This window comes from Methylobacterium sp. CCH5-D2 (assembly GCF_001556475.1).
Taxonomy (GTDB): Bacteria; Pseudomonadota; Alphaproteobacteria; order Rhizobiales; family Beijerinckiaceae; genus Methylobacterium; species Methylobacterium hispanicum.
In genome coordinates, this window is the sequence record NZ_LSIX01000257.1 from 23,762 (window position 1) to 35,690 (window position 11,929).

The following is an 11,929-nucleotide window of genomic DNA, read 5'->3' on the forward strand; positions in this document are numbered from 1 at the left end:
TCCGTTCCCGCCGCCCGACTTCAGAACAGCCGTTCGGACCGCGGCCGATCCATCGCCGATCCTGGCCCGGAGCGACCTGGACGAGGCCGTAGAGCGCGAGCGGGAAACAGATTTCCAGAAACGCCGCTTCTCTTCGGGCGGGCCGCGCCATTGTTCTCATGCAACTCAAGATGCTTGCGTGAGAGGCTTCGATGGTGCTGCTCTACGCGTTCACCGCCTGGGTCGGCGGCCTCCTGACCACCGCGGCCCTCTGGGGGCCGTGCGGACCCGTCCTGGCCGTCGCGGCGGCTCCTGTGGGCGCGAGTGCGCTCACTGCCGGCACGGCACTGCTGGTCTACCTCCGGCCCGCGCGCCGCGAGCCCGCGGACCGGACGGCCGCGCCGCGTTACCGCTGGCATCCCGCACGATGACCCGCGTTCCGGGCGTCGTCTCAGCCGCGGCCCCGCACCTGCGCGGATGCGGCCTGCACGAAGGCCAGGCAGCGCTGGCGCGTTTCCGGATCCTCGATCCGGATGAAGGCCTGCAGAAGGGCGGAGGCCTCCATCAGGCTCGCTGCCGCGACATCCCGGTCCGGCCCGCGCTGATCGATCCGGCCGAGGAGGTCGGTCGCAAGCCCGAGGGCCTCGGCCACATCGTCCAGCGTGCGCTGCGCCGCAGCCGGCATCGGGGGACAGCCGTCCCGTCCGTCGCGGAACCTAGACGCGGTGGAGGTGTCGGACGAGCGCGGGTCATCTGTCTCGATCACGTGCAACCCTCGCTACGTTCTGCGTCGGCTAAGCCCGGTCCGGCGAGACATCGCGTGGACGACCTGGTCGGACAAGACGGATCTAATACGCAGACCGCTTCGCGATGGCGCGTGAAATTCGGGATATGACGGCAAGTTGATCGGCATCGCGCTGGCGTAGTCCGGTCTTGCGTCGGGGGGAGCGTGCAGATGCAGGATCATGCCGCCGGAACGCTCGGGGCGCTGGCGCTTCGAGCCGGCAGTGCCGGTCTCGTCGGGACCTGGATGTGGCGGGGCGGCGACCGTCACGTCCTTGATCGAGACGCCGCCGAACTCCTGGCGGGCGCCCAGGATCTCGCCGACATCGACCTGCCGGCGGACGCGCTGGTTCGCCACGTCCTCGACGCCGACCGCGCGGCCGTGCGGGCGGCGCTCGGCCGGAACGCCCATCAGAGCGGCCCAGTCAGCTTGGAGTACCGCGTGCGGACGCCCGATGGCGTCCGCTGGCTCCTGAGTCACGGCCGGATCTACGGGGCCCAACCCGGCGTCCCGGCCCACGGCCACGGCGTTCTGATCGATATCACGGCCCGACATGCGCCGGACCGTTTCGAAGCCCCGGAAGGCGCCGCCCTTTCGCCGCTTGAGCGGGCGGCCCGCCACGCGCTCGCCGCCCGCGAGGCGGTCGAGGAGGACGGCAGCGCATCGCTCCGGCTCCTCGTCGACATGTTCCTGCTGGAAGTCGGGCGCGTGATCGCGCGCCGCGTCGGCGCTGGTCGAGGCCGAGGGGTCAACTGACGCCACCCCCCCCGGCCCGTTCCGCCCCGCAAGCCCGGTTCCGCCCGGGCATCGCCCGACCGTCCGGTCCGGATGGGCACCCGTTATCGGGCGAAGAACTTCGGGTCGAGCGCCGCCAGCGCCAGGAGCGGCGGCGGGAGCACGACGCCGCCCACGCGCATCTCCCGCGCGGCCGCCCGGCATCCCGGTTGGTCCCCGGCCGCCGCCGCGGCCTCGATCCGCGCCACCGTCGCCGCCTGCGCCTGCGGGGTCGGTGCCGCGGCGCCCGGAGCCGGCGGGTTCTTGGCGGCCGCGTTGGCTTGCGCCAGCGCGGCCTTGCGATCGGTCGTCGCCGGTGCCGGCGCCTCGTTCTTGGTCGGGCCGCTGAGCCCCGAGTTCTGCTGCACGGCGCCGCCGGCTGCCGACGGCGTGCCCTGGCTCTGGCCGGAGGGGTTCGAGACCGCCGTCGCCTGCTGGGGCGGGGTCGCGGCCGCCTGCTTGGCCGGCTCGGGCTGCTTCACGAAGGCGAGCAGTTCCTGGCAGAGGTCGGCCGGGCGGCCGGGCGCGGCCGGAGCGGTCGCGGCCGGCACAGCTCCACTGTCCTGCGCGATGGCGGCGCCAGCCAGGAGCGTGCTCGCGAGGCTCGCGGCCAGCAGCAATTCGGTCACGGGCGTCTTCATCGGACGGGCTCTCCTATGAGGTATCGGTCCCGGCCAACCCCGGCTGGCGGAGACGCGCGGACGTCAGGACCGCTTCGGATGGGACGCGGCGCCCTCGGCCTTGCCGTGGGGCTCGCCGGCGAACTCGTCCGGGGCCGGGTCACCGTTCCAGCGGGGTCCGACGAGGTTGGTGCCCGGCTCGGAGACCCGCGCGCCGGAGGTCGCAAAGGCCTGGTAGGCGAATTTCTGGTTGCTGGTGAGCGCCAGCATGGCCGCGACCCCCAACAGGATCGCGGCGACCACGGCGGCGATAAAGGCTTTCATCGTTGCAGATCCTGGTCGGGGCGAGGGCCCCAGGTTGCGGTGCGGCGCGCGGCGATCACTCGGCCGGCGCGGGCCGGCCGCGGAGCTGCGGGCCGCTCGCCGTGCGCGCCTGCTCCTGCTCGACCCAGAGGTCGTGGTGCGCGCGTGCCCAGGCGAGATCGACCTCGCCGCTGCCCATCGCGTCGTAGGCGCCCTTCATCCCGAGCGTGCCGATGTAGATGTGGGCCAGGATGCCGGCGATGAACGCGATGCCGATCAGCGAGTGGATCACCTGCATCACCTGCATCCCGTTGATGTCGACGAGCGCGAAGGGGAACAGCATCATCAGGCCGGTGACGCTCATGGCCGCGCCGAAGCCCGCGACCATCCAGAACACACCCTTCTGGCCGGCGTTGAAGCGGTGCGCGTGCGGGTGTCCGCTGCCGATGATGCCGCCGCCGGCCTTGATCCATTCCCAGTCGATCCGGTTGGGTATGTTGTCGCGGATCCAGACCACGAACATCATCGCCACGCCGAACATGAAGGGCCATGCCAGATAGACGTGGCTGTACTTGGCCCATTGCGCCAGCGCCCCGAACGCGTCGGGGCCGATCAGCGGCATCAAAAGGCGCTTACCGAAGATGTAGTTCAGCCCCGACAGGGACAGGATGATGAAGCACACGGCCGTCATCCAGTGCGTGAAGCGCTCGAAGGCGTTGAAGCGCAGGATCTTCCGGCCCGATTCCTGACTGTGCTCGGTGATGATCCGGCCGCGCCAGAGAAAGAATAGGGCGAGGAGCCCAAGCATGCCGAGGATCGCGAGCGCCCCGATCCAGGGCAGCCAGCCCTCACGGAACATCTGGTACTCGCGCCCCTGCGGTTGGATCAGGTTGGCGGCCTTCTGGTCGGGAATGCTGATCCGGCCGGTGATCTTCGGGGCCTGCTTGAACAGGAACTCCTCGTTGACCGAGTCGGCGGTGGGCCGGGCGCCCATCGGGTTCTGGCCGTCGGCCTGGATCGGGTTCTGCGCCTGGACCGGCGCCACCGCGCCCGGGGCGGCCCAGAGCGTACCGGCCACGAGGAGCGTGCTGAGAAGCGTCAATGCCCGCCGCATCGGCGTACCTTTCGGGTCGAGGGTCAAAGAGCGCCGCGGCCTGCGCGGCGCCGGTCTCGTCAGATCGCGATGGTCTCGCGGTAGGCCGTCTTCCAGCCCCAGGCGCCGGAGCCGTAGCCGCGCTTGATCACCCGCTGCTTGTAGATCTCGGCGATCATCGCACCGTCGCCCGCGAGCAGCGCTTTGGTCGAGCACATCTCGGCGCAGAGCGGCAGCTTGCCCTCGGCGAGCCGGTTCGAGCCGTACTTCTCGTACTCGGCCGTCGAGAAGTCGGGCTCGGGGCCGCCGGAGCAGTAGGTGCACTTGTCCATCTTGCCGCGCGAGCCGAAGTTGCCGACGCGCGGATATTGCGGCGCGCCGAACGGGCAGGCGTAGAAGCAGTATCCGCAGCCGATGCAGATATCCTTGGAGTGCAGCACCACGGCGTCGGCCGTGGTGTAGAAGCAGTTCACCGGGCACACGGCCGCGCAGGGCGCGTCGGTGCAGTGCATGCAGGCCATCGAGACAGAGCGCTCGCCGGGCTTGCCGTCGTTCAGGGTGACGACGCGGCGCCGGTTGATGCCCCAGGGCACCTCGTGCTCGTTCTTGCAGGCCGTGACGCAGGCGTTGCACTCGATGCAGCGATCCGCGTCGCAGAGGAACTTCATGCGGGCCATGGTCGGGTCGCTCCTCTCAGGCCGCTGCGATCTGGCACAGGGTGCACTTCGTTTCCTGCATGCCCGTCACAGGATCGAAGCCGTAGGTGGTCACGGTGTTGACGCTCTCGCCGAGCACGACTGGGTCGGTACCCTTCGGGTAGTAGTCGCGCATGTCCTTGCCCTGGTACCAGCCGGAGAAGTGGAAGGGCATGAAGGCGACACCCCGGCCGACGCGGTCGGTGACGAGTGCCTTCACCTTGGTCCTGGCACTGTTCTCCGGGCCCGAGACCCAGACCCACTGGCCGTCCTTGATGCCGCGCTCGCTCGCGTCGCCCGTGTTGATCTCGACGAACATGTCCTGCTGCAGCTCGGCGAGCCACGGATTCGAGCGGGTCTCCTCGCCGCCGCCCTCGTACTCGACGAGCCGGCCCGAGGTTAGGATGATAGGGAAGTCCTTGGCGACGTTCCGATCGACCGCAGCCTTCTGCACCGAGAAGCCGATATTGGGCACGCGCAGCTGCCGCTCGTCCGGCCGGGTCGGGTACTTGGCCACGAGATCCGGCCTCGGGGAGTAGATCGGCTCGCGGTGGACCGGCACCGGGTCCGGCAGGTTCCAGGCATTGGCCCGCGCCTTGCCGTTGCCGAAGGGCGAGACGCCGTGCTCCAGGCAGACGCGCTGGATGCCGCCGGACAGATCGGTCGCCCAGCTCACGGTGTCGGGCTTGTCGCCGCCGATCTTCAGGATCGTGGCGAGCTCGTCGGCCGTAAGGTCCTTGTCCCAGCCTAGCTTTTTGAACACCCCGAAGGTGAGCTCGGGATAGCCGTCGGTGAGGTCCGAGCCCTTCGAGAACGAGTCCTCGGCGAGCAAGGTCGCCCCGTTGCGCTCGGTACCGAAGCGGGCCCGGAAGGTGCCGCCGCCCTCCTTCACGTGCATCTCGGTGTTGTAAAGGATGGCCGAGCCGGGATGGCGCAGCTCCGGCTTGCCCCAGCACGGCCACGGCAGGCCGTAATAATCGCCGCCGACCTCCGGATCGTCCTTGGGCGCGCGCAGCGTCACGAGGTCGAACTTGTGCTGATTGCGCATGTGCGCCTTCAGACGCTCGGGGCTCTGCCCGCAATAGCCCGTCGACCAGCCGCCGCGGTTGATCTCACGCAGGAGATCCTCGGCCGAGGGGATGTTGTTCTCGACCTTGATGTTCTTGAACAGTGTGTCGGCGAAGCCGAGCTTCTTCGCCAGCAGGTACAGCACCTCGTAGTCGTTCTTCGACTCGAAGGCCGGCTGCACGATCTGCTCGCCCCACTGGATCGAGCGGTTCGAGGCCGTGCGCGAGCCCTCCATCTCCAGCGAGGTGCAGATCGGCAGCAGGTAGGTGTTGTCCTGCCGGGCGTCGAGCGCCGCGAAGGTGGTCGGATGGGGATCGGCCACCACCATCAGTTCGAGCTTGTTCATGCCCTCGATGGCCTCGGGCAGCCGGGTGACGGTGTTGCCGCCGTGACCGAAGATCATGAAGGCTTTGAGCGGGCTACGCTGGTCGATCTGCTCCGGGGGGAGGTTGACGGCGTCGAACCAGCGCGTGGAGGTGATGCCGGGCGCCTCCATGTTCTCCTTGCGCGTCCGGGCCTTACGACCTGCGGCAGCGGGAACCTCGTCGAAGCGCGACTGCAGCCACTCGTAGGGAACGTCCCAGACGCGGGCCCAGTGCCGCCAGCCGCCCTCGACGAGGCCGTAGTAGAGCGGCAGCGTCGTGACATCGAGGCCGAGGTCGGTCGCGCCCTGCACGTTGGTGTGGCCGCGGAAGATGTTGGCGCCCGTGCCCGGCTTGCCGACGTTGCCGGTGGCCAGGCACAGGATGCAGAGCGCGCGCACGTTGGCGGTGCCGACCGTGTGCTGGGTCGCGCCCATGCACCAGATCAGCGTGGCGGGCTTCTCCTTGGCGAACTTCTCCGCCACGCGCCGCAGCTGCTCGCCCGGCACGCCCGAGACGCGCTCGACCTCGTCGGGCGTCCACTTGGCGACTTCCTTGCGCACGTCGTCCATCGCGTAGACGCGCTTGGCGATGAAGTCCTTGTCCTCCCAGCCGTTCTGGAAGATGTGCCAGAGGATGCCCCAGACCACCGGGATGTCGGTGCCGGAGCGGATGCGCACGTACTCGGTGGCGTGCGCCGCCGTCCGGGTAAAGCGCGGATCGATGACGATCATGTTGGCGCGGTTGATCTCCTTGCCGGACAGCACGTGCTGCAGCGAGACCGGGTGCGCCTCGGCGGGGTTGCCGCCCAGGATGATCATCGTCTTGGCGTTGCGGATGTCGTTGTACGAGTTCGTCTGGGCGCCGTAGCCCCAGGTGTTGGCCACGCCCGCCACCGTGGTCGAGTGGCAGATGCGGGCCTGGTGATCGACCGAATTCGTGCCCCAGAAGGCGCCGAACTTGCGCATCAGGTAGGCGGCCTCGTTGGTGAACTTGGCCGAGCCCAGCCAGTAGACCGAGTCGGCGCCGTTCTTCTCGCGGATCGCCTGGAGCTTGGTCCCGATCTCGTCGATCGCCTGGTCCCAGGAGACCCGCTTCCACTGCCCGCCCTCGAGCTTCATCGGGTATTTGAGGCGGCGGTCGGAGGAGACCAGTTCGCGGATGGCCGCGCCCTTGGCGCAGTGCGTGCCGCGGTTGATCGGGCTCGCCCAGGACGGCTCCTGGCCGACCCAGACGCCGTTCACGACCTCGGCCGTCACCGTGCAGCCCACCGAGCAGTGGGTGCAGATGTTCTTCTTGACCACCGTGTCGGGGCCGACCGCGGAGGAGCCGGCGGCCTCGGCCCGGCGCACCGCGCCGAGCTGGATCGTGCCGGCGGCGGCCAGCGCTCCGGCCGTCAGGCCGGACCGGCGCAGGAAGCTGCGCCGGTCGAGCACGCCGGAGGCGAGGCCCGCCGCGACCGCCTGGTGCTTGCTGCGGCTCGTCTCGCCGCTCTTGCGCTTCGTCAGCATGGCAGACTCACTTCGTGCCCGGAGCGGGGTCGGGGTTCTTCAGGAGCGTCTCGTAGCCGTTGGTCCGGTAGAACGCCTTGACGTGGTCGCTCTCCCGGTAGCGCGCCTTGGTCTCGGCGTTGCCGGGATCGTAGGCCTGCGCCTCCGTCGCGCCCATCGGCGAGGCGACCGCGGCGGCCGCCGCCACGGTGCTGCCGCCCAGCGCCCGGAAGAACTGGCGACGACCGAGTGTCTTCGGATCCTGTCGCATCGATCCATCTCCTAGAGTGGCGCTTGCCCATCGGGACAACGCGCCGCGATTCCATTCGTACCGGGCCCGGGGCCCGGTGCGGTCGTCAGGTCTCCATCCGGAAGGCTTCCGCCTCCACGTCCAGGAAGACGCGGCCGAGCCCGCCCACCGCGCGGTAGAAGCGGGCGGCCTTGGCCTGTTCGAGGTCCGCGAACAGGCGCGGTGCCCAGGGCGCCAGATGCCGGTCGAAGAAGCGCCGCTGCGCCCCCTCCTCCGCGCCGAACCGCCCGGCCGCGAGCCCCGCCATGATCTCCAGCAGGAAGGCGAGGTGATCCTCGGGCTCGCTCATTCCCTCGACCCGGGCCAGCCCGAGGGCGGCGAGGTCCTCGCGCACCCGCGCCAGCGGGCGCTCGTTGAGAAAGCCGGTGAGATAGTAGGAGGCGTAGGGCAGGAGTTCGCCCCGCCCGACCCCGATGAAGAGCTCGAAGAACTCGCGCTCGACGGCCCCGGCATCGGTCTCGGCCGCGACGCGGCGCAGCTCCGCGGTGGCGGCACCGAGCGCACCCTCCCCCGGACGAAGCGCGGCGAGCCCGTCGAGAAGCGGCTGCGCCGGCGCCCGGCCCAGCAGGACCGCGAGCAGATCGTAGTGCTCGGCGCGCAGCAGGTCGATCTCATCGACGCGCTCGGCCGTCGCCGACGCGCCACCGGCCGGACCTTCCAACGCAGACGCTACCGAACCCATCGGCCTCCCCGAGCCCGCCTCAGGAGCGGTACTTTAGACTGGTCTTAAAAAGCATTTCGATCGCTCGCAACTGGAATTTGATATTCTCAGGCCGGCCTCGCGCCGCCGTGTCGTCGCAGCCGCGGTCCCGCCATCGCCGCGGTCTCCGGCGTGGGCTGCACGGCCGCGGGCACGGTCTCGCGCGCCGGGTGCGCGAGGGCTGCTCCCACGAGGGCGGGCGCTCGATCCGGCAGGGCGGCGGGCTCGATCCCGGCCGCGTGTTCCGGGTCCGGCGCGACGGGCGCATCGCGGACATCGGCCACCTGAGGCTCGGCGCTCTGGAGCGCCGCATTCGGCGGCGCGGCATCCGGGGTTTCGGCTTCCTCCGCGGCCGCGGACCGGGATCCGTCGGGCGTCCCGGCTTCCAGTGGGCGCACGCCCACGATCCTGCGCAGCATCGCCTCGACGTCGTCGCTCGGCAGGAGGGGACCCAGGCCGGGCACGCCGCCCGGACTGTTCCAGTCGTAGGCATATTCCCGCGCCTCGCTGACGAAGTCGCGGATGGCCGGATCGATCGACCACATTCGCCTGAGCGCGGCGTTCCGCAGGACCGTCGGCACGCCGGCCCGCAGGAACGGGGCGAGGTCGCTGTCGCGCGTCAGCGTGCCGGGGTCGGGGAGCTCCGGAAGCGGGGCGTCGCTCTCCGGCGGATCGGACGACGCGGGCGCGGCTGCGGCGGCCCGCGCGTCCTCGGACGCCGCCGGCTCCCCCGCGCCGGGGTTCGCGCCGGGGTTCGCGCGGGTGTCTGCGCTGGCGTCTGCGCCGGTGTTCGCGGTGGCCTCGGCGGGGGCAACGCGCTCCGCCTGCTCGGCGGCGCGGACCGCCTGCTTCCGGCGCGTCCAGCGGCTGAGGAAGCCGTCGCTCATTGGGATCTCCCGGATCTCCCGCGCGCGGCGGGAACGCGGTGGGCGAGCGCCTCGGGGTCGGCGCGGTCGCGCTTGCGCTTCTCGAACCTGCGCTCGACGTGGAAGGCCTCGTAGAAGGCGAGCAGCTTCGCCTGCACCTCAGGCGGCATCGGCACCGCCTCGACGATCTCGCCGATGCCCTCCGCCATCGATTCGCCCTCGTACGGATCGGCCGTGACGCCGGCCACCGCGTAGGCCTCCTCGCCCGTGCCGCGGAGGGCCACCCACAGGGCCGGCCGACCGGAGACGAGGTTGTCGCGGTAATGTGCGGTCTCGGCCGGGTGCAGCGCGACCTCGTAGGAGCCGGCGTAGAACCGCGCCTCGTTCTCGGTCTCGGAGAGCTTGGTGCCGGGCGCGGCGACCGCCGCCGCCGGCAGGGCCTCCACCGGCAGCCAGGCGTGGTCGGCCCAGGGGCCCTTCAGGCGCCGCCGCGCCACGATGATGCCGACCTCGAATCGATCCTCGGGCATTGCGGAGACCTCGATGGTGACGCGTGGATGATGTGGGATCACCGATGCGGGATTGCTCGGCCCGACGTCCCGGATACCTGCGGAAGACCCGGAGCGACGGGGAGGCGATCCGGGATCGGGACGACGCGGTGCCCTGCGCCGACCTGCCGTCAGCCGACTTACTGTCAGCCGACTTGCCGTCAGCCCGCCTCCCGGCCGGCGGCCAGGGGCAGCCCGACGATGAGATTGTGGGGCTTCACCTGCAGGGTCCTGTCCTGAGGCGATGCGAGCAGCAGGTAGACCGGCCGCGCGCCGACCGCGGGCTCCACCTGCGCCGGATCGTCGAAGACGAGGCTGAAAGCCACGAGCATCCGCGCCTGGGCGGCCGCGTCGAGCGTCTCGCCGCGCCAGAGCGCGTTGCCGATGCGGGTTCCCTCGGCATCGAGCCCGACGAACCAGCGCCAGTCGGAATCCTCCAGCCGGTCGAGCGGGCTCACCCGCACCGCGGCGTTCAGCAGGTGCTGCACGAAGACCTCGATCACCCGCGCCAGCCCGGCCCGGCTGCGCGGATCGGAGCCGAGGTCGAGCGCCATGGTGAAGGCGTCGGACCGGCTCCAGTAGGTCCAGGCGTTGGCCTCGGTCAGCACGTCGAGTTCGGTGGCCGCCTCCTGCCCGAGCATCGCCACGAGGGGCGAGAGCGGCGCGCTCCCCTCGCGCGCGGCGATGACCTCGGCGTCGGCCAGCAGCACGCGGCCCTCGTGGAAGCTCACCCGCTGGGGCCGGAAGAACAGCTCGGCCGCCCGGAGCACGAAGGGGTCGTCGCAGCCGTCCAGCGCGTTGCGCAGGATCAGGTGGACGAGCTGGTTCAGGAAGAGCGACGGCACGCCCTGCAGGTTGCCGCGCACCAGCGACAGGTAGGCGGCCTCGACCGAGCGCGCGCCCAGCAGGCGGTCCCGGAAGGCGAGGATGACCTCCCAGTTCTCCCGGGCGTCCGCGTCGGCGAGCGCCGCGATCTCGCGCGCGGCGACCGGGCGGCGCGGCGCGGCCGTCAGGCTCGCGTAGAGCGCCCGCTCGGCCGCGCAGGCCTCCTCGGGCGGGACCAGCTCGGGCCGCGCCAGGTAGGCGAGGATCAGCTCGTCGGTCACCGCGAGACCGCCGCCCGCATCGCGCTGGGTGAGATGATGGCCGCTCGAGACCCAGAATTCGGTCATGATCCTCAGCGTCCCGTCGGCGTTCCGCGCAACAGGCCGACGAGGTCCGCCTGCTCCTCCGGCGCGTCCGAAGATTCGTCCTCGTCGGTCTCGACGAAGTGGAAGGCGCGCCCGTGCAGCCGGTCCGCGCCCGGGCGCTGGGAAAGGGTGCGGAACTCCTCGCGGATCTCGCCGCCCTCCGCGGTCCGGTGCATCGCCACCACGCTGCCGACCGGCAGATTGCACAGCGAGGCGGCCACGTCGATCTCCTCGCGCGCCGCTTCGCGGGCCGCCTCGCGGTCCGGCGCGCCGAGACGCGCGTGGATCTGCTCGGCCAGGGCCTCGACCGCCGCCGCCCGCTCGGCCTCGCTCGCCTCGCTCACTACGACGAGGGTGGAGAAGCCCAGCGAGCCGACGCCGACGAAGCCGGACCGGAAGGCGGCCCGGGCCTTGCCGGAGAGCGCGGCCACGTCGCTGTCGAGGAACAGGAACGAGCCCGTCACCGCCCATTCGCCGGGTTCGGCGGCCTGCGCGAAGACGAAAGTGTCGGAGGGGTCGAGCCGCAGGGTCCGGGGAAGCTTCAGGCTCACAGGCGAACGTCTCCGGTCTCGGGGTCGCGCCAGGCGGCCGTCGCGAGGGCCGCAGCCAGGGCGACCGGCTCGGTCCGCCCGTCCGGATAGGTCAGCCGCGCGGCCGCGCCGTCGAGCGCCGCGTCCGCGCCGGAGAGCCGGGCCCCGTAGCGGGCCGCGACGCGCCCGAAGCCGTCCTCGCGCCAGACCTCAAACGTCTTGGTGAGGTGGCGCGCGAAGCTCTCCGCGAACGGGCCGTGCAGGTCCGGCGGGAAGCCCTCCTCCTCCAGGGCGGTCGAGTCCGGGGTCAGGCCGGGATCGCCGGCGGCGGCCTTGGAGGCGATGAGGGTGGCGGAGAAGACGAGCCAGTCCGGCACCGCATCCTCGGCGCAGTCGTCCGGCCAGCCGAGCTGGCCGCCGCCCAGACGCGCTCCGTTGAACGTCAGGGTGCCGGGCCAGACGATCCGCACGGGGATCTCCGGCGGCCCGAAGATCCCCACCGCGTCGGCGAGCGCCGCCATGCCGGCGAAGAAGGCGCGCCGCGCCGTGCGCAGCGGCTCGTCGGGCGCGAGCACGACGGCGAGGTCGAGGAGCTCGGGACGCGCGCCGAGCAGGAG

At 71.2% G+C, this 11,929-nt stretch carries 15 protein-coding genes; 2 read left to right on the forward strand and 13 right to left on the reverse strand.

The window, feature by feature from the left end; translation table 11 throughout:
• The first annotated feature begins 191 nt into the window (after positions 1-191).
• Positions 192-410 carry a hypothetical protein gene (locus AX737_RS06955; RefSeq protein ID WP_066920133.1) on the forward strand — a complete coding sequence of 73 codons (219 nt, stop codon included), beginning with the start codon at positions 192-194 and terminating at the stop codon, positions 408-410.
• A 20-nt stretch (positions 411-430) separates the two neighbouring features.
• On the opposite strand, the gene AX737_RS06950 is transcribed toward AX737_RS06955, so the two are convergent.
• A complete protein-coding gene (locus tag AX737_RS06950; protein ID WP_066920132.1) occupies positions 431-664 on the reverse strand; it encodes a hypothetical protein in 234 nt (77 codons plus the stop codon).
• 270 nt (positions 665-934) lie between these two features.
• On the opposite strand from AX737_RS06950, the gene AX737_RS06945 reads away from it, so the two are divergent.
• Entirely contained in the window at positions 935-1,519 is a 585-nt protein-coding gene (locus AX737_RS06945) for a PAS domain-containing protein (protein ID WP_066920130.1), read from the forward strand.
• A gap of 83 nt (positions 1,520-1,602) precedes the next feature.
• Here AX737_RS06945 and AX737_RS06940 read toward each other — a convergent pair whose 3' ends face one another.
• The 12 genes from AX737_RS06940 to AX737_RS06885 all read right to left on the reverse strand — a co-directional run.
• Positions 1,603-2,178 (reverse strand): hypothetical protein, encoded by a 576-nt coding sequence (locus AX737_RS06940; RefSeq protein WP_066920126.1) that lies wholly within the window; start codon positions 2,176-2,178, stop codon positions 1,603-1,605.
• A 63-nt stretch (positions 2,179-2,241) separates the two neighbouring features.
• Entirely contained in the window at positions 2,242-2,481 is a 240-nt protein-coding gene (locus AX737_RS06935; protein WP_066920124.1) for a hypothetical protein, read from the reverse strand.
• Between the two features lie 55 nt (positions 2,482-2,536).
• On the reverse strand, positions 2,537-3,574 hold the full coding sequence (locus tag AX737_RS06930; RefSeq protein ID WP_066920123.1) for a formate dehydrogenase subunit gamma: 1,038 nt from the start codon (positions 3,572-3,574) through the stop codon (positions 2,537-2,539).
• A gap of 59 nt (positions 3,575-3,633) precedes the next feature.
• Positions 3,634-4,230: a formate dehydrogenase FDH3 subunit beta gene (gene fdh3B, locus AX737_RS06925; protein WP_066920122.1), complete on the reverse strand. Its 597-nt coding sequence runs from the start codon at positions 4,228-4,230 to the stop codon at positions 3,634-3,636.
• A 16-nt stretch (positions 4,231-4,246) separates the two neighbouring features.
• Positions 4,247-7,189 (reverse strand): formate dehydrogenase subunit alpha, encoded by a 2,943-nt coding sequence (locus AX737_RS06920; RefSeq protein ID WP_066920121.1) that lies wholly within the window; start codon positions 7,187-7,189, stop codon positions 4,247-4,249.
• A gap of 7 nt (positions 7,190-7,196) precedes the next feature.
• Positions 7,197-7,439, reverse strand: coding sequence for a formate dehydrogenase (locus AX737_RS06915; protein WP_066920119.1), 243 nt, complete (start codon positions 7,437-7,439; stop codon positions 7,197-7,199).
• 85 nt (positions 7,440-7,524) lie between these two features.
• The gene (locus AX737_RS06910) at positions 7,525-8,139 is read right to left on the reverse strand and encodes a molecular chaperone TorD family protein (RefSeq protein WP_245293404.1); all 615 of its coding nucleotides are present in this window, start codon (positions 8,137-8,139) and stop codon (positions 7,525-7,527) included.
• Between the two features lie 107 nt (positions 8,140-8,246).
• Positions 8,247-9,065 carry a DUF3306 domain-containing protein gene (locus AX737_RS06905; RefSeq protein WP_066920113.1) on the reverse strand — a complete coding sequence of 273 codons (819 nt, stop codon included), beginning with the start codon at positions 9,063-9,065 and terminating at the stop codon, positions 8,247-8,249.
• Positions 9,062-9,574, reverse strand: coding sequence for a DUF3305 domain-containing protein (locus AX737_RS06900; RefSeq protein WP_066920112.1), 513 nt, complete (start codon positions 9,572-9,574; stop codon positions 9,062-9,064). Before AX737_RS06900 ends, AX737_RS06905 begins: the two co-directional genes overlap by 4 nt.
• 179 nt (positions 9,575-9,753) lie before the next feature.
• Positions 9,754-10,764, reverse strand: coding sequence for a DUF6352 family protein (locus AX737_RS06895; RefSeq protein WP_066920110.1), 1,011 nt, complete (start codon positions 10,762-10,764; stop codon positions 9,754-9,756).
• A gap of 5 nt (positions 10,765-10,769) precedes the next feature.
• Positions 10,770-11,333, reverse strand: a complete 564-nt coding sequence (locus AX737_RS06890; RefSeq protein WP_066920109.1) for a DUF6505 family protein — start codon at positions 11,331-11,333, stop codon at positions 10,770-10,772.
• A partial coding sequence (locus AX737_RS06885) for a biotin/lipoate--protein ligase family protein (protein WP_066920107.1) occupies positions 11,330-11,929 on the reverse strand: 600 nt, incomplete at its 5' end. The genes AX737_RS06885 and AX737_RS06890, both read right to left, overlap by 4 nt.

Excerpts from the sequence above, each read along its gene's own strand:
- AX737_RS06955 (WP_066920133.1), top strand. The coding sequence starts at position 192 with ATGGTGCTGCTCTACGCGTTCACCGCCTGGGTCGGCGGCCTCCTGACC.
- AX737_RS06950 (WP_066920132.1), bottom strand. The coding sequence starts at position 664 with ATGCCGGCTGCGGCGCAGCGCACGCTGGACGATGTGGCCGAGGCCCTC.
- AX737_RS06945 (WP_066920130.1), top strand. The coding sequence starts at position 935 with ATGCAGGATCATGCCGCCGGAACGCTCGGGGCGCTGGCGCTTCGAGCC.
- AX737_RS06940 (WP_066920126.1), bottom strand. The coding sequence starts at position 2,178 with ATGAAGACGCCCGTGACCGAATTGCTGCTGGCCGCGAGCCTCGCGAGC.
- AX737_RS06935 (WP_066920124.1), bottom strand. The coding sequence starts at position 2,481 with ATGAAAGCCTTTATCGCCGCCGTGGTCGCCGCGATCCTGTTGGGGGTC.
- AX737_RS06930 (WP_066920123.1), bottom strand. The coding sequence starts at position 3,574 with ATGCGGCGGGCATTGACGCTTCTCAGCACGCTCCTCGTGGCCGGTACG.
- fdh3B (WP_066920122.1), bottom strand. The coding sequence starts at position 4,230 with ATGGCCCGCATGAAGTTCCTCTGCGACGCGGATCGCTGCATCGAGTGC.
- AX737_RS06920 (WP_066920121.1), bottom strand. The coding sequence starts at position 7,189 with ATGCTGACGAAGCGCAAGAGCGGCGAGACGAGCCGCAGCAAGCACCAG.
- AX737_RS06915 (WP_066920119.1), bottom strand. The coding sequence starts at position 7,439 with ATGCGACAGGATCCGAAGACACTCGGTCGTCGCCAGTTCTTCCGGGCG.
- AX737_RS06905 (WP_066920113.1), bottom strand. The coding sequence starts at position 9,065 with ATGAGCGACGGCTTCCTCAGCCGCTGGACGCGCCGGAAGCAGGCGGTC.
- AX737_RS06900 (WP_066920112.1), bottom strand. The coding sequence starts at position 9,574 with ATGCCCGAGGATCGATTCGAGGTCGGCATCATCGTGGCGCGGCGGCGC.
- AX737_RS06895 (WP_066920110.1), bottom strand. The coding sequence starts at position 10,764 with ATGACCGAATTCTGGGTCTCGAGCGGCCATCATCTCACCCAGCGCGAT.